Annotated in this window: 17 protein-coding genes; 7 read left to right on the plus strand and 10 right to left on the minus strand. The window is 40.0% G+C overall.

What is annotated here, in order from left to right; genetic code table 11:
- Positions 1–39 precede the first annotated feature (39 nt).
- Complete coding sequence (gene mgrA / locus RYH73_RS22585; protein ID WP_335315759.1) at positions 40–1,071, minus strand: L-glyceraldehyde 3-phosphate reductase; 1,032 nt, start codon at positions 1,069–1,071, stop codon at positions 40–42.
- Between the two features lie 117 nt (positions 1,072–1,188).
- Positions 1,189–2,094: a L,D-transpeptidase gene (locus tag RYH73_RS22590; protein WP_335315760.1), complete on the minus strand. Its 906-nt coding sequence runs from the start codon at positions 2,092–2,094 to the stop codon at positions 1,189–1,191.
- 283 nt (positions 2,095–2,377) lie between these two features.
- Between RYH73_RS22590 and RYH73_RS22595 the strand changes: the two genes are divergently transcribed.
- On the plus strand, positions 2,378–3,514 hold the full coding sequence (locus tag RYH73_RS22595; RefSeq protein ID WP_335315786.1) for a putative sensor domain DACNV-containing protein: 1,137 nt from the start codon (positions 2,378–2,380) through the stop codon (positions 3,512–3,514).
- Positions 3,515–3,595: 81 nt separating this feature from the next.
- Here RYH73_RS22595 and ku read toward each other — a convergent pair whose 3' ends face one another.
- Entirely contained in the window at positions 3,596–4,351 is a 756-nt protein-coding gene (gene ku, locus RYH73_RS22600) for a non-homologous end joining protein Ku (protein ID WP_335315761.1), read from the minus strand.
- 219 nt (positions 4,352–4,570) lie between these two features.
- Here ku and RYH73_RS22605 point away from each other — a divergent pair, with 219 nt between their 5' ends.
- Complete coding sequence (locus RYH73_RS22605) at positions 4,571–4,792, plus strand: DUF2795 domain-containing protein (RefSeq protein WP_013666684.1); 222 nt, start codon at positions 4,571–4,573, stop codon at positions 4,790–4,792.
- A 73-nt stretch (positions 4,793–4,865) separates the two neighbouring features.
- On the opposite strand, the gene gdhA is transcribed toward RYH73_RS22605, so the two are convergent.
- A complete protein-coding gene (gene gdhA, locus RYH73_RS22610) occupies positions 4,866–6,206 on the minus strand; it encodes an NADP-specific glutamate dehydrogenase (protein ID WP_335315762.1) in 1,341 nt (446 codons plus the stop codon).
- 202 nt (positions 6,207–6,408) lie between these two features.
- Here gdhA and dinB point away from each other — a divergent pair, with 202 nt between their 5' ends.
- Together dinB and dnaE are read left to right on the plus strand one after the other, a co-directional pair.
- Positions 6,409–7,566 carry a DNA polymerase IV gene (dinB, locus tag RYH73_RS22615; RefSeq protein ID WP_335315763.1) on the plus strand — a complete coding sequence of 386 codons (1,158 nt, stop codon included), beginning with the start codon at positions 6,409–6,411 and terminating at the stop codon, positions 7,564–7,566.
- A 4-nt stretch (positions 7,567–7,570) separates the two neighbouring features.
- Positions 7,571–10,507 carry a DNA polymerase III subunit alpha gene (gene dnaE / locus RYH73_RS22620; RefSeq protein WP_335315764.1) on the plus strand — a complete coding sequence of 979 codons (2,937 nt, stop codon included), beginning with the start codon at positions 7,571–7,573 and terminating at the stop codon, positions 10,505–10,507.
- A gap of 61 nt (positions 10,508–10,568) precedes the next feature.
- On the opposite strand, the gene RYH73_RS22625 is transcribed toward dnaE, so the two are convergent.
- Positions 10,569–11,957: an exonuclease domain-containing protein gene (locus RYH73_RS22625; protein ID WP_335315765.1), complete on the minus strand. Its 1,389-nt coding sequence runs from the start codon at positions 11,955–11,957 to the stop codon at positions 10,569–10,571.
- A gap of 247 nt (positions 11,958–12,204) precedes the next feature.
- Positions 12,205–12,426, minus strand: coding sequence for a helix-turn-helix domain-containing protein (locus RYH73_RS22630; RefSeq protein ID WP_335315766.1), 222 nt, complete (start codon positions 12,424–12,426; stop codon positions 12,205–12,207).
- 206 nt (positions 12,427–12,632) lie between these two features.
- On the opposite strand from RYH73_RS22630, the gene RYH73_RS22635 reads away from it, so the two are divergent.
- Positions 12,633–13,010 carry a hypothetical protein gene (locus tag RYH73_RS22635; protein WP_335315767.1) on the plus strand — a complete coding sequence of 126 codons (378 nt, stop codon included), beginning with the start codon at positions 12,633–12,635 and terminating at the stop codon, positions 13,008–13,010.
- A gap of 79 nt (positions 13,011–13,089) precedes the next feature.
- On the opposite strand, the gene RYH73_RS22640 is transcribed toward RYH73_RS22635, so the two are convergent.
- Positions 13,090–14,352: an alkaline phosphatase family protein gene (locus tag RYH73_RS22640; RefSeq protein ID WP_335315768.1), complete on the minus strand. Its 1,263-nt coding sequence runs from the start codon at positions 14,350–14,352 to the stop codon at positions 13,090–13,092.
- Positions 14,353–14,441: 89 nt separating this feature from the next.
- On the minus strand, positions 14,442–14,801 hold the full coding sequence (locus RYH73_RS22645) for a hypothetical protein (RefSeq protein ID WP_335315769.1): 360 nt from the start codon (positions 14,799–14,801) through the stop codon (positions 14,442–14,444).
- 765 nt (positions 14,802–15,566) lie between these two features.
- Between RYH73_RS22645 and RYH73_RS22650 the strand changes: the two genes are divergently transcribed.
- On the plus strand, positions 15,567–16,121 hold the full coding sequence (locus RYH73_RS22650; protein WP_335315770.1) for a hypothetical protein: 555 nt from the start codon (positions 15,567–15,569) through the stop codon (positions 16,119–16,121).
- A gap of 80 nt (positions 16,122–16,201) precedes the next feature.
- Here the strand turns inward: RYH73_RS22650 and RYH73_RS22655 are convergent, their stop codons facing one another.
- Together RYH73_RS22655 and RYH73_RS22660 are read right to left on the minus strand one after the other, a co-directional pair.
- Positions 16,202–17,401, minus strand: coding sequence for a M12 family metallopeptidase (locus RYH73_RS22655; RefSeq protein WP_335315771.1), 1,200 nt, complete (start codon positions 17,399–17,401; stop codon positions 16,202–16,204).
- A 315-nt stretch (positions 17,402–17,716) separates the two neighbouring features.
- Complete coding sequence (locus tag RYH73_RS22660) at positions 17,717–20,347, minus strand: TonB-dependent receptor (RefSeq protein ID WP_335315772.1); 2,631 nt, start codon at positions 20,345–20,347, stop codon at positions 17,717–17,719.
- 610 nt (positions 20,348–20,957) lie between these two features.
- Here RYH73_RS22660 and lpdA point away from each other — a divergent pair.
- Positions 20,958–22,346, plus strand: a complete 1,389-nt coding sequence (gene lpdA / locus RYH73_RS22665) for a dihydrolipoyl dehydrogenase (RefSeq protein WP_335315773.1) — start codon at positions 20,958–20,960, stop codon at positions 22,344–22,346.
- Positions 22,347–22,380: the final 34 nt, after the last annotated feature.

Genomic DNA, 22,380 nt, shown 5'->3' on the forward strand with positions numbered 1-22,380 from the left:
TTATGACTACTTAACTATTATAACCACTCAACCAATAGCTTACTCCAATTCTGCGGATTTAGCCCAAATGTTAATTGAGCCATCTTGAGCATAGCGATCAATTGCTGTCAGCTCATCTTCCGTAAAATGAAGGTTTTCAATGGCACCCGCACAATCAATCACTTGTTCTGGTTTACTGGCGCCGATTAAGGCAGACGTGACTTCACTTTTTCTTAATACCCAGGCGATTGCCATTTGAGCCAGTGTTTGTCCACGAGCAGCGGCAATGTCATTCAGCGACCGTATATTGGCCAGATTACGTTCACTTAGGAAGTCGGGATTGAGCGACTTATGTTGAGTTGCCCGGCTATCTTTCGGAATATCCTTTAAGTATTTTGTTGTGAGCATGCCTTGTGCCAAAGGCGAAAATACGATGGAACCCATTCCGGTATCTTCTAAGGCTTCCAGTAAGCCATCCTCTTCGATCCAGCGATTTAACAAAGAATAACTTGGTTGGTGGATTAGACAAGGTGTTCCCAGTTCACGCAAGATAGCCGCCGCTTCGCGTGTCCTTTGGGCGTTATAAGAGGAAATACCGACATAAAGTGCCCTTCCTGAACGCACAATATGATCAAGCGCCATCATGGTTTCCTCTAACGGTGTATTCGGATCAAAACGATGCGAATAGAAGATATCGACATAATCCAAACCCATACGTTTCAAGCTCTGATCACAGCTCGCAATGAGGTATTTCCGGCTACCCCATTCTCCATAAGGGCCCGGCCACATATCATAGCCAGCTTTAGATGATATAATCAGCTCATCGCGAAGACCATTAAAATCTTCTTTAAGAATCCGTCCAAAAGCAAGTTCTGCACTTCCTGCAGGCGGTCCGTAATTATTTGCTAGGTCAAAATGGGTAATGCCGAGATCAAAAGCGGTTTGGCAAATGACCCTTTTAGTTTGATGGGGTGTGTCATCGCCGAAATTATGCCAAAGACCTAAAGAGATGGCAGGTAATTTCAAACCACTGCGTCCACAACTATTGTACACCATGTGTTTGTATCGATCGGGATTAGGAATCCAATTCATGTTATTATATGCTATGTTCGTTATAGGAGGCTAAATATATCATTTGTTTTATAGAAAATGATCAAGAGAAATGCTCATAATAAAATTAGCATAAAATATACAATGAAGAAGCACCGTTTAAATAGAATCTCGTTGAGAGGCCACTACTTGCTTCCTATTTTCCTGCTCGTCGAGGATCTTTTTCAATTGCGGTTTAAACTCTTTTGTGAGCTGATCCTCTCCTATATTATTCGCTTTCGGATCTTTCAATAATTTAAACCAAGGTTTTTCCCCTTCATAATTGTATGTACCAAAAACGATAACCGGTGTTCCTTCCGCCAATACATGCATGTCTTTCTCCACTATCCATTGTTCAGCCCAATCATAAAGCCATTTCGCATCATTTTCCAATAAGCGTAAACAAGAATGTGAGGCCGGATATCCGGGCATGGTATATTGATGCCAGCCAATACCCTCCTTATTTCGGATGTTGAAGTTCCATCGAAGGAGCCATTCGTCATCTGCGGTACTCACATGTTCCTCGGCCTTCCAATTAGTAAATGAAAGTCCTGTTTTAGTCGGATGTATCTTACTTCCCATGCTGCTTGGACCCCAATGTACCAAATGTCCATTTTCATAAGCCGCAAAGGCTTGAATCGGGTAAGCAAAAAATACTATTTTATCCACGGAATCAAGATCTTTTAACGCTAGCGGAAAAGGGGTATAGCTGTTGATGTCAGTTTGTACTGAATCTGGAATTATCAGCGAATCCACCTTGTTGAAATTATTGAAATCCACTCGATTTAAGGCCAAAATGATATGCTGCTGTTGTGCGGTATAACGTCTTTTGAAACTTTTTAAGGCTGTATCATTCCCTTTGACAGGAAATGTATTATATTTTCCTGAATAAAGATCAATTTTAGGAATTTTTCGTTCAGGTTTATTTGAGTCTGTTTGATCATTTGTTTGACGATTTCCACTACAGGCGATGAATAGTCCGATATAGAGGGTAGTGAATACCCCGTGAAAGATTTTTTTTACCATTGTATTTTTCACTTGTTTAAATAAAATAACAGCTTTACTGTGAAATTGTGTGCAGTGTTTATTTGTGTAAAAGGTAAGAGAACGATGAGGTCATGTAATAGTTGGTTTGATGATTTTAAAAGAATTTTTTTTATCGCTTAATGGTAGCCTACAGAGCCTTGATTGTTTGGTTCAAGGATAAAGAACAATAATATTAAATGAAAAATCAGCTAAAACGTTCTTCTTATTAACTTAAGTAACAAGTCACTATTCGATACTCACTAAAAATTAGCTAAGTTTGAATATGATTTCTGAAACCACCTATCTCGCGGCGAAAATGATTTCCGGAACATTGGAAACGTATTTTGCCGAACAGGCTAATCATCAAATGAAGGCATCGAGAAAACACGATCTTCCAAAGGCTAATATCATTGAGGCGATTATTGATTCGGCATTTTGGGCGAGTTTACGAAGGGAAGAAGGTTACTCGCCAAAAATTTCAATTGTTTTAATGGCCCCGGATCAAGTCGTACAACCCTTAAGGTTTGCTAATCCGGTACGATTTACGCCCCACAATTTGGTGAAGCTCTCTCCTGCCGTTATCCAGCCCAGTATTCATTTGGGCATTTGGCAAGAAGAAGACAATCTTTTTATTTGGGGGACCACACATGATATATCCGAATGGTGTTTGGTTTTGGAAGTGATCGAGCCCGGACTTTTGGTGGTAAAGCACAAAAGACACGAAGGTTACGGGAAATTTGTAAATATCGCCGTTTTGAAAGGCGATCAAATAAAAATGATAGACGAGCGTAATTTAACCTTAAACGGCTATCCCGATTTGCTTGCCTCTTTACTAGGTATGCCCCTACCGGATTTTATTGATGATTCCGTTAATATATTGGTAGAACTTGCCGTTGCGATGCGCAGGCACGGTCGGGGCGGTTTATTATTGGTAGTGCCCGCCCATCGGGACGACTGGAAAGAGTCTATTGTACATCCCATTGGTTATTCCATAGATCCCATATACTGTGCATTGGGCGACTTGATAACCAAGCAAGCAGAGGACGGGCAAGAGAGCGTTTCCCGGGAAGATGTTTTAAAAACAATTGATGTGATAGGTGGGTTTACTGCTATAGACGGCGCTACCATTATAACAAGAAATTATGAATTATTGGCCTTTGGCGCAAAAGTTGCACGTGCCGCCAAGAACCCACCCGTGCCTAAAGTACTTATCACCGAGCCAGTAGCAGGACAGGAAGCTGAGATTCTTGATCCGGTAAAAATAGGTGGTACACGACATTTGGCGGCAGCACAATTTGTACATGATCAAAAGGAATCGATGGCCTTGGTTGCTTCGCAGGATGGACTTTTTACAGTTTTTGTTTGGTCCGAAACGCTGCAAATGGTTCACGCGCATCGTATTGATACGTTGTTGCTGTAGTAAAGGAATCGGGCTTTAAGCTTGCACAGGCTCCATTATCACATCGGCTAATTACCCAACTTAACCATTTAACTATTCAACCTACCCCAAACTAGCTTTTAATTTTTCCAGTAAGTCGTTGGTCCCGGTGGTCTTTACCTTCATCTTTCGCACCTTCGGTCGTTTACCTTTTGCCCGGTCCTTAATGATCTTGAGAAGCTCGTCCGTATATTCATCTTTATAAGCAGAAACATCGAAAGAAGCGCTATGCCTATTGACCAATTCGAGGGCCATATCAACTTCCGCTTTAGTCAGTTTTATGTTTTGAGGGATGTTCAATTCCTCAGGCGAACGTATTTCTTGCTCAAATCGAAGTTTGTTAAGGATGAGCATATTTTCTTTTGCCCGTATCATACAGAGATTTTCGCCTGCACGCATGACGAAGGTTGCGAGTCCAACCATATCGGCCTTGTCAAGCGCTCTCACAAGTAAATAGTAGGCTTTTTGACCACCTTTTTGGGGTTCAATATAATAGGGAGTTTCAAAATACATACTATCCACTTCCTTTTCCTTTACAAAGGATTGAATATTGATCATTTTGTTTTTTTCCGGACTTGCCTCCTCGAAATCGGTATCTTCCAATATAACATATTGGTCATTCAGCATATAGCCCTTAACAATGTTTTCCCAAGCTACTTCTTTCCCGGTATTTTCATTTACCCGTTGATAACGAATTCTGGAATGGTCCTTCCGATCCAACATGTCGAAATCAAGTCGACTTGTTTCGGTTGCACTAAATAACTTTACAGGGATATTCACCAAGCCGAAACCAATAGCGCCTGTCCATATTGCTCTCATATCTTATTTATTACAATTTCATATAGGAAAATAACAGCTGGAATTGTGTTAAGTTTGTTATTAATAATGCTTTTAAAATTGTTTCCAAAATCTTATATTCGGGCCAATATTTTTGGAGTATGTCAAAAAAACGCATTTAATTCGCTTTTGGTTCAGTTTTTGTTTAATGCGTTTTGATTTTATGACAAAAATTTTGTATAAAAGTATTAAGGAAGAATTATGTATTGGACACTAGAATTGGCATCGCATCTAGAAGATGCACCATGGCCGGCAACAAAGGATGAATTAATTGATTATGCTATTCGTTCCGGTGCACCAGAGGGCGTATTGGAGAATCTGAATGAAATGGAAGACGATGGTGAGGCCTATGAGAGTATTGAGGAAGTATGGCCTGATTATCCTACTAAAGACGATTTCCTTTTCAATGAAGATGAATACTAAGGTTTTATAAGGCGCCGAAATTTAAAGTTTTAGATCGGCGCCTCCATTTTTTAGGTCATTTTGTCAGTCATCATTAAACCAGACCCTGCGCAAGCATCGCATCTGCGATTTTAACAAACCCACCGATATTTGCCCCCTTCTCGTAATTGACGTAACCATCTTTTTCTTTTCCATATCTGACGCATATGGCATGTATATCATGCATAATTTGTTTAAGACGTTCATCTACTTCTTTGCGCGTCCAGGCATAGCGTAAAGAATTTTGCGACATCTCAAGTCCTGACACAGCTACGCCTCCCGCATTAGCGGCTTTGCCGGGGGCAAAATAAATATGCTCTTTATTGAATACCGCGATCGCTGCCGGTGTGCACGGCATATTGGCGCCTTCTGCAACACAAATGCAGCCATTTTTAGCCAGTTCCTTTGCGTCCTGTTCATCCAATTCATTTTGCGTTGCATTGGGTAAAGCGATGTCACATTTTACACGCCAAGGTTTTTTGTCCGGATGGTATTCGCAACCGAATTTTTCAGCATATTCACTGATTCTGCCTCGATCTTTGTTTTTTAGCTCCTTAATATAAGCTAAACCGGCCAGATCAATACCATTTTTATTGTACACGTACCCATTTGAATCGGACAGTGTGAGCACTTTCGCTCCTTCCTCAATACATTTTTCCGCGGCAAATTGTGCGACATTTCCGGCGCCTGAAATAACCACTGTTTTGCCTTTTATTTCCATTTTTTGCTGCTTCAGAATTTCTTCCACAAAATAAACCAGTCCATAACCGGTAGCTTCCGGTCGAATTTGACTGCCGCCCCATTCAAAACCTTTACCGGTAAGTACACCCGTAAATTCGCCCTTAATGCGCTTGTATTGACCAAAGAGATAACCTATTTCTCGGGCACCAACCCCAATATCACCGGCAGGTATATCGATATCAGCACCAACATGTCGGTAAAGTTCTGTCATGAAGCTCTGACAAAATTTCATAACCTCATTATCCGACCTCCCTTTAGGATCAAAATCCGACCCGCCTTTTCCGCCTCCCATCGGTAAACCTGTTAAACTATTTTTAAAGACCTGTTCAAAAGCCAGAAATTTCAAGACACTTAAATTAACCGAACTGTGAAAGCGTAATCCCCCTTTATAAGGGCCAATTGCGCTATTCATTTGTACACGAAAACCACGATTTATTTCCACTTCACCACGGTCATTTAACCAAGGCACCCGAAAAATAATCATCCGTTCCGGTTCGGCTATACGCTCCAATATTTTCGCATTCCGGTACTTTGGATGTTTTTGTAGAAAGGGAACAATGGTTTCAGCAACCTCTGCAACTGCTTGCAAAAATTCGGCTTCCCCGGTATTTCGTTTTTTAATATCCTCAATGAACTGCTCTTTTGATAGATCCATATAAAAAATTTAGTTAAATATAGTTTTGCTGATTGCAGCGGAAATGTAAGGAATTTTTGTTAAAAGCGAAGCGGCCATTCGAGTGATCTTCCTTTTTTTTATAAAAAAGAGGGTTTTGTAATGAATATGTTAGTTTAATGATCAGAAACAATTTTTAAATACTAAAAATATTAGCATATATTTGTTTCCTAAAATTTTCAAGATGAGGCACGATACGCATATCATCCATATGGATCAGGATGCTTTTTTTGTATCAGTTGAGATGCGTAAAAACAGTAATTTGATCGGTAAGCCCGTTATTATTGGTGGTACTTCCGACCGTGGTGTAGTAACCTCTTGTAGCTATGAAGCACGTAAATTTGGGGTACATGCAGCTATGCCTGCCCGTATGGCCAAACAGCTTTGCCCGCATGCCGTCTTCATAAAAGGTAATATGGATGATTATACGAAAGCTTCACAGGAAATCACCGCAATTTTGTCAGATAAAGTGCCTTTGTTCGAAAAGGCCAGTATTGATGAACACTATATTGACTTGACTGGCATGGATCGTTTCTTCGGCTGTATGAAATATGCGCATGAATTGCGCCAATTGATTATAAAAGAAACGGGATTGCCCATATCTTTTGGTTTATCTATTAATAAAACCGTATCCAAGATGGCGACGAACGAGTGCAAACCAAATGGAGAGCAGGAGGTGCAATCGGCTTTCATACGATCTTTTATGGATCCTCTTTCGATAAAAAAAATCCCCGGTTTGGGGGCAACTACCTACATTAAGTTGAGTGAAATGGGCGTTCGTTATATTCGCAAACTCATTGAAATCCCACCCGAGATGATGTTTAAAGTGATGGGACACGCGGGTCTGACCCTTTGGCAGCGCGCAAATGGCATTGATCCCTCACCGGTGACCCCATACCGTGAACAGCAATCCATTGGAACACAGCGTACCTTTGCAGCGGATAGTATGAATATAGACGCGATTAAAGAACTTTTAGCGGCGATGGTTACCAGTGTAGCTTACGAGCTTCGCCAGAAGCATAAATTAACCGCGTGTATTACTGTTACCATACGCTATGCCAACTTTGAAACGGTGACAAAGCAGGCAAAAATTGCGTATACATCATTGGATCACCTACTGATATCGAAAGCGAAGGAGCTTTTTGAAGCGCTGTACAACCGACGTATGTTACTTCGCTTAGTCGGAGTTAAATTATCTCATTTAGTTGGAGGCCACGAGCAGATTCAGCTTTATTCTACTTCTGAGAAGCATTATAGTCTCTATCAAGTGATGGACAAAGTACGTAACCGGTACGGGGAAGACGCCATTGGCTTGGCGTCTTCCTTACAATTGGATTGGTAGCTTTATGTACTTGAATGTTCACAGTTCTTACAGTTTACGCTACGGTACAATCGATTTGGATGTACTTATTGAGGAGGCGTGCAAGCTTGGTATTTCAGCTATGGTATTGACTGATATCAATAACTCTTCAGCTTGTATGGATTTTATTTTGAAGGGGCGGTTGGCCGGCATACGTCCGATAGTTGGGATAGAGTTCAGAAATACGAATCACTTACTTTATATAGGTATTGCCCGTAACAAAATGGGAATGAAAGAGTTGAATGATTTTTTAACGTATCATCAGCTTTGCGGTTTAGTGTTCCCTGAACAGGCTCCTGCCTTTGAACATGTATATGTCATTTATCCGATTCAAGCATCCTCTTATACATTAAACGAACACGAGTTTATCGGTATAAGACCGGAGGAGCTTGGTCAACTCTTCCGAATGAACAGGATCATGCAAAATAAGCTGGTAGCGCTTCACCCCGTCACCTTTCATGGTAAAATGGAATACAGACTCCACCATTATTTACGGGCAATCGATCAAAATACCCTGTTAACGAAAGTAAGTGAAATCGCTATTTGTCGAGAAACAGAATCTTTGCGGTCTTTAGAAGAATTGAAGATCCTATACCGTGGTTACGAATATCTTTTAGAAAATGCGCATCAACTCCTTGCAAATTGTTCCACCGACGATTATGAATTTGGTCGACGAAATAAGCAAATATTTACCGATAGCAAGGCCAATGATGCTATGCTGTTAGAGCGTCTTACCATGGAAGGGATGCACCGTCGTTACGGCATCGACCATGCACAAGCGCGAAAAAAAATAGAGGCTGAACTTGCCGTGATCAAGGCCATGGATTTTTGTGCTTACTTTCTCATTACCTGGGATGTCATTCATTATTCCAGAAGTCGCGGTTTTTATCATGTTGGTCGAGGATCAGGAGCCAACAGCACAGTCGCTTATTGTTTAGATATTACCGATGTAGACCCCATTGCTTTGGATCTATATTTTGAACGCTTCTTAAATTCAAAACGAAGCAGTCCACCCGATTTTGACATTGATTACAGTTGGCATCAGCGGGAGGAAATACAGGAGTACCTATTAAAACGCTATGGTATTGAATATACCGGGTTGTTGGGGACCATCAGCACCTTTAAAGGGCGCTCTGTAATACGGGAAGTTGGCAAAGTTCTCGGTTTGCCGAAGACCGAAATCGATAGCTTTACCGATCCAACGCAAGATGCAGTTAACAGAGAAAATCCAACCTTCTTAAAAATTAAGGCTGTTTCCGAGTTAATGGACGGAATGCCGAATCAGCGTTCAATTCATGCTGGCGGTGTGCTGGTAAGTGAAGAACCTATTACCTTTTATACGGCTTTGGATTTGCCTCCCAAAGCGATGCCGACAGTGCAATGGGATATGTATGCCGCTGAGGCCATCGGTTTAGATAAGTTTGATATTCTCAGTCAACGAGGCATTGGCCACATAAAAGAAGCTGTTGAGTTGATTCGACAAAATAAAGGAGCGATCATTGATATCCATGCCGTCAAATCTTTTTTAATAGATGATCAGATCAATCATCGATTGGGTTCGAGCGATAGTATCGGGTGTTTTTATATCGAATCACCTGCGATGCGTCAGCTTTTACAAAAACTGCGCTGCAAAGATTACCTGACGCTCGTAGCGGCGAGCTCCATCATAAGGCCGGGCGTGGCTTCTTCAGGCATGATGAGAAATTATATCTACTATTTTCACCATCCCGATGAAGTTGTTTATTTACATCCCGTTATGCAAGAGCAACTGAAAGAAACCTATGGCGTAATGGTTTATCAAGAAGATGTTATCAAGGTATGCTATCATTATGCCGGTTTGGATTTAGCAGATGCAGATGTGCTGCGTCGGGCGATGAGTGGTAAGTATCGAAGTCGAGATGCCTTTCAAAAGCTCGTCGATAAATTTTTTTTGAGCGCCAAAGCCATTGGTCGAGATGAAGCAATCACCGAAGAAGTGTGGCGTCAAATTTCAAGCTTTGCCGGTTATAGCTTTTCCAAAGCCCACTCTGCTAGCTTTGCGATAGAAAGCTACCAAAGTCTATACTTGAAAACTTATTTTCCACAGGAATTTATGGTAGCCGTATTGAATAATTATGGAGGATTTTATGCCCGTTGGTTATATGTGCATGAACTAAAAAAGACAGGGGCAACCATTCACTTGCCTTGCGTTAATAATAGCGATGAAAAAGTTAGCATCCGTGCTTCCGCTGTTTACTTGGGTTTAATAGGAATACAGGGATTAAACGAGCAATTTATCCGGTTAATTCCTCGCGAACGGAAGTTAAACGGATCCTTTCGCGATTTGCCGGATTTTATTAAGAGAACGGGTATTGGTATAGAACAGTTGTCTATTTTAATAAAAGTCGGTGCATTACGTTTCACGGGGCGCAGTAAAAAAGAATTGTTATGGGATAGCCATCTCTATTTGGGAGGGCAGGTTAAATTGCAAAAGAACCGGGAGTTGTTCGAGGTAGTCAATAAACAATATACCATGCCCGAACTTCCCGATGAGTGCTTAGAGGATGCTTATCAAGAGCTTGATTTGTTAGGTTATCCCGTTACGCTGACAACGTTTGATATGTTGAAGACGAGCTATCGAGGTGATGTCGTGGCAAAAGACCTATTAAACCATGTTGGTCAAACGGTGAAGATGGTTGGTTTATACGTATGCGAAAAAACCGTTCATACCAAGACGCAACGTAAAATGTGGTTTGGTACATTTTTAGATGTCGATGGAAACTTCTTTGATACAACACATTTTCCGAATCGTACCCCTGTTTATCCATTTAGGGGTTATGGCTGTTATCTCCTGTTAGGTAAAGTTGTAGTAGATTTTGGTGTACCAACCATTGAAGTCGAGAAATTTGCCAAATTACCTATCCGGGATAATCCTATTGGGTAGTTGATTTGTAGAATAGTTGAGTAGTTTAATTGTACGTTTCACTCAACTCTTAACTATTTCCCTATTCAACTACTCTCCCTTCCACTAATCGATGAATGAGCTTGGGATGTTGGTTGGCATAGCTCATAATGAGGTGCATCATATAGTCGTTGGATGGATAGGGGGTTAAGGTGTCTTTCATCTCTTCAGGGCGGTTGATATCGCTTTCATAAGCAATATAACCCATTCCATAGAGTTTGCCTTTTTCCACCCAGATGCAACTTTGTTCGTCTTCTGTGCGGCCTTTATCAAGGAGTACGAAGGAAGGCAACCTTTGTTCCAAATTGTCTAAAGCAGTATATATTCGTTCGTTATAGGCATCTCTACCCTCCTCCCCTATGCAAGCCCCCAAACAGCTACCATTTATATGATTCAAGCAAGCACCTTGTACCCTTTGGATACCACTTAGCTTAGGGCAAAGTTGATGATCTTGAATCAACTTATTTACCAGGTTGTAAGCATCACTTATATTTCCAAAACTATAAATAGCCTGCTGAAAGCGTTGATGTTTATTAATAGCCAGACGCATATAGCCCTTTTGATCTTCGTAAATATAAAGGCCATACTTGGGTTCAAAGCGTTTAAGGGCGCGGTTGTTTTCAGGCCATAGTCTTTTAATTTCGACTGCCTCCAACAAAAAGGCCATTAATTCGGTTCCGCAACTGACAAAATCAATATCATGTATACTCCGCATAAAATTTTGACGCTGCGGATTCGGGTTTTGGCCCGAAAAATGAGCGGATACACGCTTCTTGATATTTTTTGCTTTTCCCACGTAAACCACTCTTCCTTTTTGATCTTTGAAGTAGTAGACACCGGGCGTAAGTGGTAAGCGTTCAAAATTTTCCTTCGGCAAATTAGGTGGCAGGGCTTGTTCCTTCGACGCTCTTTTAAGCATAGCTTGTATGGTGTCATAACCCTTTTCGAGCAGCATGGAAAACAAAATACTTGTAGCATTAGCATCTCCCCCCGCGCGATGTCGATTGGTTATGGAGATATTCAATTGTTGGCAAAGTTTGCCCAGGCTATAGGAGGTAAATCCAGGTAATACTTTACGACTTAATCTGACGGTACACAATTTTGGTGCATTCCAGTTGTAGCCACAAAAAGACAAATGATGCTTAACAAAAGAATAATCAAAGTTCACATTATGCGCAACGAATATTCGGCCTTCTAGAAGCTGGTAAATCCTATCGGCAATCGCTGAGAAAGTCGGCGCATTCGCTACCATCTCATTGCTAATGCCGGTTAAGGCGGTAATATACAAGGGAATATTTGCTTGAGGGTTGACCAGTGTTTCGTAAGTACTTCGCACACGTGTACCGTCATGGATGCAAATGGCGATTTCGGTAATACCATTACCGGCCGCATGTCCACCCGTTGTTTCGATATCAACAATCGCATATTCCATGGGAAGCAAAGGTACTAAAAAAATTAGTATGAAAGAAGAAAGAAAACGGAAGATCAGTATATTTGTACCCCCTCATTATCGAATCTCTTCCCCCTCTTTCACCCAAGCTTAAGTCACTACCCACTCGCCATTTAGTCGCTAAAAACCCACTAAATAACAGGTAAAGGCGGATATATCGTGTATATATAGCGAATAGGAGGTGAATGGGACCTGAAGGAAGCGCGCCTATGAAACCTATTTAGCGGGATTACAATTCGCTTTTAAGTTTAAGATCTTGGCATAATTCCTCGAACATTTCGCCGGGTTTAACACCTATGGCCAGCGCAATAAGGTATAGTTCATCAATTCGTATATGCGTCTTAGGGTTGATGGAGAGTTGACTCAGTCGGTAGGTACTTAAACCGGTTTTTCTCGCAACCTCCGCCTTATTGATTGATCGTTTAGCCAAATATAATCCCAGTGCTGTCAAGTTTTGTATTCTCCTTTATTTGCCATAAATTTAGCTTAAGAACAATTAGGGTGTTAAAGTATTTGCAAACAGATGTTTTTTCTCTATTTTTGTAGCGAAAAAACATTCGTATTGCAACCAATGATAAGCAAATGTGATAAGTTGATGTTTCAATGGAGATTTATCTCTTACGGACAACAGGCTTATTCGTATAAAAACCTAAACATATGGAACTACATGAGAAATTAAAATTTTTACGCTATGCCAATGATTTTTCCAGCGCTTACGTCGCTTATAAATTAAAAATAACGAGGCAGGAATATGAGCAGCTGGAATTGGGTGAAGCACGTTTGACGATCGAGCAGGCGAAGTCGATCGGTACACTTTATGCTATGACGAGTGAAGAGCTTATGGGCTTAAACGGGGATCTGAAAGAAGATGCAGTTTGGCAGAATCTGATACCTGAAACCAATACTTTAGAAGAGCATTCTCCTAAATTGGAGGAGCTTAAGGATGAACTCGTCAATATTAAAGAGCTACTTCAAGTTTTAGTAGAGAAATTGACGGAAGATAATGGTACTTGTTCTATTAATAAAAACCGATGATAATTAATAGTATTGAAGCCGTTTCGCTTCTTCAATTTGCTTGCGTGCAAAAGATGTTTTGCTGCTCGTTGTGTTGGTATTATTTCAGAATCTTTTTCGCTATTTTATCATTTCCATCGATACGATGTTTGTACGTCAAACCCAATAGCTTAGCCAATAATGGATAGATATCAACATTTTCGAATGCGCCTATTTTCAAGCCTTCTTTGAAAGCGGGCCCCCAGGCGATAAAAGTCGCTTGCATTTCGCGTGTTTCATAAGGATCAAATCCGTGAGCCCCAGGATGTGGCTTTTTGTTGGAAAAATAGTAAGGAGCTTTTGCAAATAATAGGATATCTCCTATTCGTTGATATTGATCATCTTTTTTTCCGTAATGATACCTTGAGGGTACTTCCTCGCTGAGGTAGACGTCGAATTTATCTGACTTTTGGATCGACTGATAAAGGGGCGGAATGTTCTTTTTGTCCTTCACATGGATGTTTACAAGCGTTCCGTTTGAAGCAAGTGTTACTTTTGTTGTATCTACCTCAAAAGGAAGTTGGAGCGGTTCGTTCTGTTTGATCGCTTTCATACCATGATCGGAAACAAAAATAAAATTGACCGGAAGCCCCGTTTGTTGCACAGCCATGTTTAGTACGTTAACGGCCGAATCGACAAAATGCACTGCCTGCGCAGTTTCCGGTGCATCAGGACCGTATAGATGACCGGCATGATCGACTTGCGGAAAGTAAAAATTAATGATATGAGGACGCTTTTCTTCCGGCAGCGTTAACCAATTTACGACAGTTTGTATGCGTTTTTCTATTGGAATCTTATCATTGTAAGCATAGTAATAAGAGGGTAACATCCCACCGATTGCCGCTTCAGATCCGGGCCAATAGTAGCTGGCACTTAGTAAACCTTCTTGCTCAGCGAGCGTCCAGATGGGAATTCCCCCGTACCAGATTGGATCTTTTACTGCCTTTGCATTTGACATGCTATACCTTGCTCGCATTTTTGGGTCATACATATTATTTCCGACCAAGCCGTGATGCGCAGGGTACAAACCCGTAACAATGGTGTAATGATTCGGGAACGTAATAGAAGGAAAGGATGGAATGAGCGCATCGGCCATAACACCTTTTTCCGCTAATTGCTTTAAATGTTGCGCGTGATATTTTTTTGTATAATCATAACGAAAACCATCTGCAGAAATAAGGATCACGTAGGGTTTATCCAGTTGCTTCGGAGCATTTTGACGATTGGGGACGACTTTTTGGGTGGTATCCTGTGCTTGGGTTGGCAAGCTTAAAAAAACAGCAAAAGAGATACCCAGCAAAAAAGAAGAAACGCTTGTTACCATGCTGCGATATTAGGGATTTTACTTGACTTAAATGTTAGCTGAAGGTTATTTTTAGCTCTACGGTGTTAGGTGTAGGTATTAGCTATCAGCTATCGGTCGTCGGCTGTCAGCTTAGGTGTGTTTGTTGAGTAGAAAGCTGGTTTCTGACGGTCAGATAAAAAAATTCGTTCGCCGACAAGGGAAAAGTCAGAAACTTGACTATCAATATAGCGTAGCCTGTTACCGAAGTAGATTATTGTGTTATCAAAATGTTTTATTGACCTGTCGAAATGATTGATTGTGCTATCGAAGTTGAGTATAATGGTATCGAAATACGGCGTTTCGGTAGCAGAATACGTCATCGTGTTATCAAAATAATTGATTCTGCTATCAATGTTGAGCATTACGATATTGAAATACAGTGTTTTGCTAATGAAATAACCCATTGTAATACCGAAAATAGCAATCATTTTTAGATTCCTTCAGGGAAATTGCTTTTAAAAGATAACGTTTATTTTAACTAATTTTTTCATTTAATATAATGTTCTTTATCCTTGATGATAAAGAACCAAACAATCAAGGCTCTGTAGGCTACCTTGCACCTGATTGCAAAGCATTCATGGCGCGTATTGGAGCCGTTTCACTTCCTCAATCCGCTTGGATATTGCGACATGAACGATAATGCACATACTTTGCTGCTCGTTGCCTCGGTATCTTCCAAGGCCGTTTTTCCCAACACACTGGCTATATACAAAGCTAAAGCTAGTACGTCCGGTTAAAAGTAAAAGCCTATCGTTCTACTAAAATGCCGCCTCCAAAATTTACAGTCAACACTGGGAGGCACTACCGCTCCTGTAAATTTTGCCTGCCTGCGGTAGGCAGGAAGCGGCGATTTTATTCACTACTACATTATTTTCAAAGGTGTTCATGGACTTCCTACGGTCGGCTCTTTGCTTCTTTTCTTTCGCTGACCTTCCCGTTAGGGAAAGCTTGAATGCCTTAAAAAACGAAAACTTAATAAAAAGAAAGAAAGAAGTCAAAATAAACGTTCTTATAATATATACACTTTCATCTATTAGGTTAAAGGCGAATTCCTTTTAAGCGCTGATTTCTGAAAGTTGCTATAGCTCTTTTTTAGCTCATTACGTTAAGATATAAAACGTATAAACACTTCATTATGAAAAGAAAGATTTACCTTGTTGTCCGTTATTTGCATAGCTTGTGATAAAAGCGACATGGAATATGAAAATGACTATGAGCAGAGCTATAAAGCTTGGTTGGATTTTAAAGAATCGAGTAATAATTCTTATAGATACATAGTGTCTGGCTATACGTGGACAGGTACGCACTGGGAAACGATGCTGACTATTCAAAATGGCGAAGTAACGGAAAGAGCCTTCCATTTTAAGAATTTTGATACAGTCTTAATGCCAGCAGACGGTTGGGATTTAGCGACCGCTCAACAAGTAGTTGATACCTTGATGGCACACGGCGTGCACTTAGAAGGTACTATTAAAGCGGAGGAGTTTTTGAAAAAATTGTCGTGGATAGAAAGCAAGCAAGAACTAAATAATACGACAGACTCACCAGCTGCGGCAACTCTTACCCTTGATCAGGTTTATGAATTAGCCAAAAATGATTGGCTTCGAAGGCGAGATAATGCCAAAGCCTCTTTTGAAGCAGAGAACAATGGCATTATTTCCTCTTGCGGTTATTGGGAAGATGGTTGTATGGATGATTGTTTTAGGGGAATAAGAATAACTTTGGTTGAGGGGTATAATTGTTTTTAAAAAAACTGAATAAGAAGGAAAGCAAAAAGAGCCGTTGGGCTCTTTTTATTGTTGCCATATAATTTCCTCAACGAAGTATACTATTGTATTCTTTCGACCGACTGTATTGTTTCGAAGTGAGTACCTGGTTGATAATAACCGAGATAATTGTATGATGTATAAGGTAAAGTAATTGTATACGAAGTTGCATTAACGGAAACAATGATATCTCTATTTACAATTTGGGTAGTTAAATTCTGAGGTCCAGAGCCGTATCTACTAACTGCAATTCTAAATCTAAGTTTTATATAGGCTGGCAAAGGCTTGGGTATCGATGTACTTGCGTCTTCAAAAAAGCTTACCGTAACATGTTGATCTGCTCTGAAATTATCCGAGACTCCGTCAGAGTATTCTTCGTATACTTCGTACTGCGAATTCGTAATCTTTGGGTAAACAGTAAAAGGTAGATACAAATAATTAATACCTTGAACGTCTCCATTAGAAAAAGAAAGTCGCTGTGCTTCCCATGTGGATCCATCTTTCTTCCGCATTGCAATGGTACCTGCGTTATCTATGACAGAGCCATACATCATTATAGAGCTAAAATCAAAAGGGCCAATGTTTACTATATCATTGATGGCAATTTTTTGATAATTAACATTACTTGTGCCGCCGGAAATTTTAGTGTAGTCGATATTTATGTAATTGTCTCTATCTGGCCGTTGATGCTCATGAAATAAACCTATTGCATGGCCTATTTCATGGATAACATTACCGTACTTGTGACCAGTATAAATATCTATTGCTTGTCCTCCACCAATTCTACCTACATAAGATTGGCTAATTGTTGGATGAGGATTGAAAACGACATAGTCAGACTGATTTGTTCTCGGAATCAGACGAATAGGTGTATAAGTGTTGTAATGGCTAATTGCTTGTGTAATTCGTTCCTGATCTGGAAAGTTAGATGATATGACATAAGGGACAACGCCTCCCGGCCAAGTTTTTATAAACTGACTGACAACCCCACTTCGAGGGGTAATACGAGTACTGTCGGCTTCCCTTGACTTATTGATTAAATAAAAAAATTGTTCCTGCGTTAGAATTATATCTTCCGCTAAATAGTACTTTCCACTCTGCTCTTTAATCAACACAGTGCTGCTGTCAATCTGAATGGAATGAGTTTTTTCTACATCCGACAGATTTAAGTTGTTTTCTGTCAGGTTTTGGTCGATTTTCTTACACGAAAAGAAATTTAGGGTGAAAAATCCCAATAGGATAATAAGTTGAATCTTTTTCATAACCGATTATTTAAGTTTAGTGTTATGGTAAAAGTAGTAGATAATCAGCTTTTTATAAATAAATTTACACAGAAAGCTTTATACCTTACACGAATCTATACGTTCTAATCCGATATTTATGCGGAGATAATATTAAATTAATATGAGATGATTTTAAGGTTTGTTTTTGTATCGAAGCCTTAAACTCTATTCACTCCCCTATGGCTTTGAAAAGCTAGTTTACGCGGCTCAATAACAACTAGATATTTGTCCATAAAACGAAAAGCCGTCTCAAGATTCTGAGACGGCTTTATGTGAAGAAAAAGTATGTTCAATTTAGAAACTAAATTTCATACCAAAGTTCCAAGTAGTACCGTTTCCAAAGAAAACGTTATTGCTTGTATTGATTCCTTTATACGTCTCGGTTCCTTCTTCGACTGGTCTTGCTGAAGTCATTTCTGAAAGATAAACTCTGTCAAATATGTTATTTACGTTTAGACGTAAGTTTAAAGCAGTTTTGTTAAAGCTTATACGATAATTTAAGCCTGCATCTACAAGGTCATAATTTGGAAGTTTGATGTTATCTTTAGTAACCACATCGGCATATAGATTTGAATAGTTCCTATAGTCGGTATCAACTGATAAACTGCTTGTTATACGATACGCGACGCCTAATCCGAAGGTTGTCTGTGCAGCATCGCCAACTTTTCCACCCTTTACATCAGTTACTTCTTCAGATAAAAGATTTAAACTTTCATCGTATGTCCTTTGTAATGCATTGTCATCATATTTCCAGTCACCAATGGACGCAAACCCTCTTAGGTCAAGTTTTGGCAACGGTTTTGCAACGAAGTCCAATTCAAGGCCTTGATGCAATTGGCTTAATCCAGAGTTGTTTGTGTAGATCAACTGCCCATCATCATTTGTATCTGAAGTAGTTGTAACTCTATCTTTCCATGATGTTCTGTAGGCGTTCAAATTTGCACTAAAGAATGTGCTGATGAATTTGTAACCGAACTCAACGCCGAATATCTTCTCGTTGCTAGTCAGTGGATTTACATCATTACCGAAGTTCAAATAAATGTTATCGTGGTACGGTTGTCTTGAATAATACCCTGTGTTTCCAAATATGACATGATTTTCCGTAATATTATAACTAAGCCCTCCTTTAATATTGTAACCGATATTGTTTACTTTTTCTGACTTTTCATTTTCTTTCGTGTATTGAAATCTATCCCATCTCACGTGAGACTGATTAGACAATGCGCCTTGTAGGAAAGCTGAAAAGTCTTCGTTTGAATACTCGATCTGACCGAATAAGCCACCGTAAGTTATTCGCTCATCATAATCGTAATCAACCTTTTGATTATTGTCTACACTGTTTGTTAGTGCTTTCCATGGATTAATACTGAATGTTTCAGTTACGTTATAACCGTTAGGGTATTGCATATTGTCATTGATATGCCAACCAGTCAAACCCATCAGGTTGGTTAGCATTCGATAATGAGTACCTTTATAGGTTCTTACATCAAGACCAAGATTATAAGTTAGATTTTCGTTTATCTGCCTGTTGAAATTAGAAACCAAACCATACCAAGCGTGATTATTTACGGAAGCCCGAATAGCATAGGCGCCATTATTGAAATCACCGATCCCTCCTTCAATAGCTTCGTTATTTGTTTTTATAGCATTGAAATCGATATGGCCACTTGGTGTATATTTTTTAGCACTGCTGCTTCCCCAGTTACCTGTGCCGCCACCGCGTCCCCAGGATGCATAAGCCACAGTTGATAAAGTCGATTTTTCGTCGATATTGAAATCCCAGTTCAAGTTAACTACGGGTTTATGATAATAATTAGTTCTTTCACTAAGATAATCTCCACCTAGGAAGCCATAGTTTGTATTGTATCTTTTTCCATTTTGAAGATAACTCGATATACTTTTGGTGAAATTTTGATCGTGTTTCTGAGGGGCTCCGAAAATCAAGAAGTTAAAGGCATGTTTTTCGTTAGGTTTGTAGCCCAGCGAGAAAAAATAATTCTGTCCATTTCCTCTCGTTCCTTTGTTATAACCGTCTCCTGCCCAGTTTGTCAACATAATACTTGCTGCCCATCCATTTTCTGATAAACCGGTGTTATAGGCAAGAGTTGTCTTTTGGTAATTGTTATTGCCAATCAGTGCTTGAGCAAAACCACCTCGGGTTAGGTCTGTAGACTTTGTAACGATGTTAACTGTTCCTCCGACGGATGAAATGGCTAATTTGGAGGAACCTAATCCTCGCTGTATCTGTAATGCATTTGCCACATCAGCAAGGCCTGACCAGTTAGACCAATACATGTTACCGTCTTCCATTCCGTTTATGGGCTGACCATTTAAAAGAAACGCGGTATTCGTTTGATCAAATCCACGAACAATGATTCTAGAATCGCCATAACCTCCTGCTTGACCGGCCACGTAAACTGAAGGAGTATTTTTCAGGAGTTCTGGGAATTCTTGATTTCCTGCTTTCTGCTGGATTTCTGTAGTGCTTATAGTAGATACTGCAATTGGTGTTTTTCTATCCTTTGCCAAATCTATTAAACCACTTCCTATCTGTACAATCACTTCGTCAAGAGATTGTGCGCTTTGTTTTAGTGATATAGTACCAATGTCAGTAGTCCCAGATGAAAAGTTGACTTTTTCCACGTCGTAACCTACATAGCTAATTACAATCTCACCCGATTCCCTAGTTGTACTTAACGAAAACTTTCCATCAACGTCCGTAGAAGTTGATCGTGACGTTCCGGTAATTGATACCGTTGCCCCGGCTATTGGGTTTGTTCCGTCGGTTACAATCCCTTGGATAGCTTGCTGCGCAAAAGAAAATTTGGTATTAATTAGCAAGAACAATGCTAATAATAGCGTAGCCTTACTGAAAAGGTATTGGCTAAGTCTTAATGATTTGAAAGAAAGTAAAAACTTCTTCATGTGCGTTGAATTGATTGAATAATTTGTTTTTCGGTACAAAATTAAATAGCTCGCGAGGAATAATTAGCAGGTTTTGTGTTAATTTAATATTAAGTTAATGTTACTTGATGCTTGGGTGTGAATAATTTACAGATCGATCTTGCGGTATCCAATTGTTTTTGTAACTGTTTAGAAATCTATAAAGTCTTTTCTGATTTTTAATTGTTTATTGGTTAAAATTGTTTCGAATTTTCGAATGTGGATTGTGGATAACTTTTTTCAAAATCACAATCATACCCCCTGTGGTACATGCTTTAGGTAATGGTAAATGTAACAAGAGCTGTTGTCTGCTGTCGGAAATCAGCTATCAGCCTGATTAGACTGCCTGCCTGTAAGTATATACTGCTGTTGTTACTAGTAAATCCCCCTACTCAACTACTTAACTAGTTCGCCACTCAACGACCCAACTATTTCCCTAAGGTAAAAAAACGCCTACAGTGCCCGGAAATCTTCTAATTCTAAGAATTTTTATTAGGTTTGCGGAAGTAATACTTGTTCAACAAACACGTTCTTGGCTTGTTCAATGGGTATCAGCTAATTGTACTATCGAAACGAATTAATTTTTATAAGAATGAATTACGACATTATTGTGATTGGAAGTGGCCCAGGAGGCTATGTAGCAGCCATCAGAGCTTCACAATTAGGTTTCAAGACCGCTATTGTTGAACGTGAATCTCTTGGTGGTATTTGCCTTAACTGGGGATGTATCCCAACGAAAGCTTTACTAAAAAGTGCACAAGTTTTTGAATACCTGAATCATGCAGCTGACTACGGTATAAAGGTAGAAGGTGGAGAGGCTGATTTTGGCGCAATCATTAAAAGAAGTCGAGGTGTAGCCGATGGGATGAGCAAGGGTATCCAATTCTTAATGAAAAAGAACAAAATCGACGTGATTACGGGTACCGCTAAGATTAAAAAAGGCGGTAAAATTGAAGTTAAAGGCGGTGATGGATCCACCAAGGAATACACCGCTAAACATACCATTTTGGCAACAGGTGCCCGCTCCCGTGAGCTGCCTAACCTAAAACAGGACGGAAAGAAGATTATCGGTTATCGTCAAGCGATGAACTTAGATAAGCAACCTAAATCCTTGGTTGTTGTTGGATCAGGTGCTATCGGTGTTGAGTTTGCTTATTTTTATAATGCTATCGGAACGAAGGTAACCATTGTTGAATATTTAGATCGGATTGTACCAGTTGAAGACGAAGAGATTTCAAAACAATTGGAACGTAGCTTGAAAAAGAATGGTATTAACATTTTAACGGGCGCAGAAGTGACCGCAGTTGACACAAGTGCTACACCTAGCAAGGTAAAGATTAAAACAGCTAAAGGTGAAGAGGTTATTGAAGCAGAGGTGGTGTTATCAGCTGTTGGTATCACACCGAATATCGAAAACATCGGACTGGAAGAAGTGGGCGTGAAAACGGATAAAGGTCGTGTACTAGTAGATGACTTCTATAAAACCAACATAGAAGGCGTCTATGCTATCGGAGATATTGTAAAAGGACAAGCATTGGCGCACGTTGCCTCAGCCGAAGGAATTACTTGTGTAGAGAAGATCAAAGGGCTGCATGTGGAACCTATCGATTACAATAATATCCCGGGCTGTACTTATTGCTCTCCTGAAATTGCCTCAGTGGGATACACTGAAAAGGCAGCTAAAGAAGCGGGTTATGAAATCAAAGTGGGTAAATTTCCGTTCTCTGCATCGGGTAAAGCTAGTGCCGCAGGAGCGAAAGACGGTTTTGTAAAAGTTATTTTCGATGCGAAATACGGTGAGTTCTTGGGGGCGCATATGATCGGATTTAATGTTACGGAAATGATTGCTGAAGTTGTAGCAGCCCGCAAACTGGAAACAACGGGTCATGAAATAATTAAAACAATACATCCACATCCTACGATGAGCGAAGCTGTTATGGAAGCAACAGCGGACGCCTATGGAGAGGTGATTCACCTTTAATCAATTGTTCAATGAGCCAATTAGCTAATTGGCT

The organism is Olivibacter sp. CPCC 100613, assembly GCF_036959255.1.
In the GTDB taxonomy this organism is placed as follows: Bacteria; Bacteroidota; Bacteroidia; order Sphingobacteriales; family Sphingobacteriaceae; genus Olivibacter.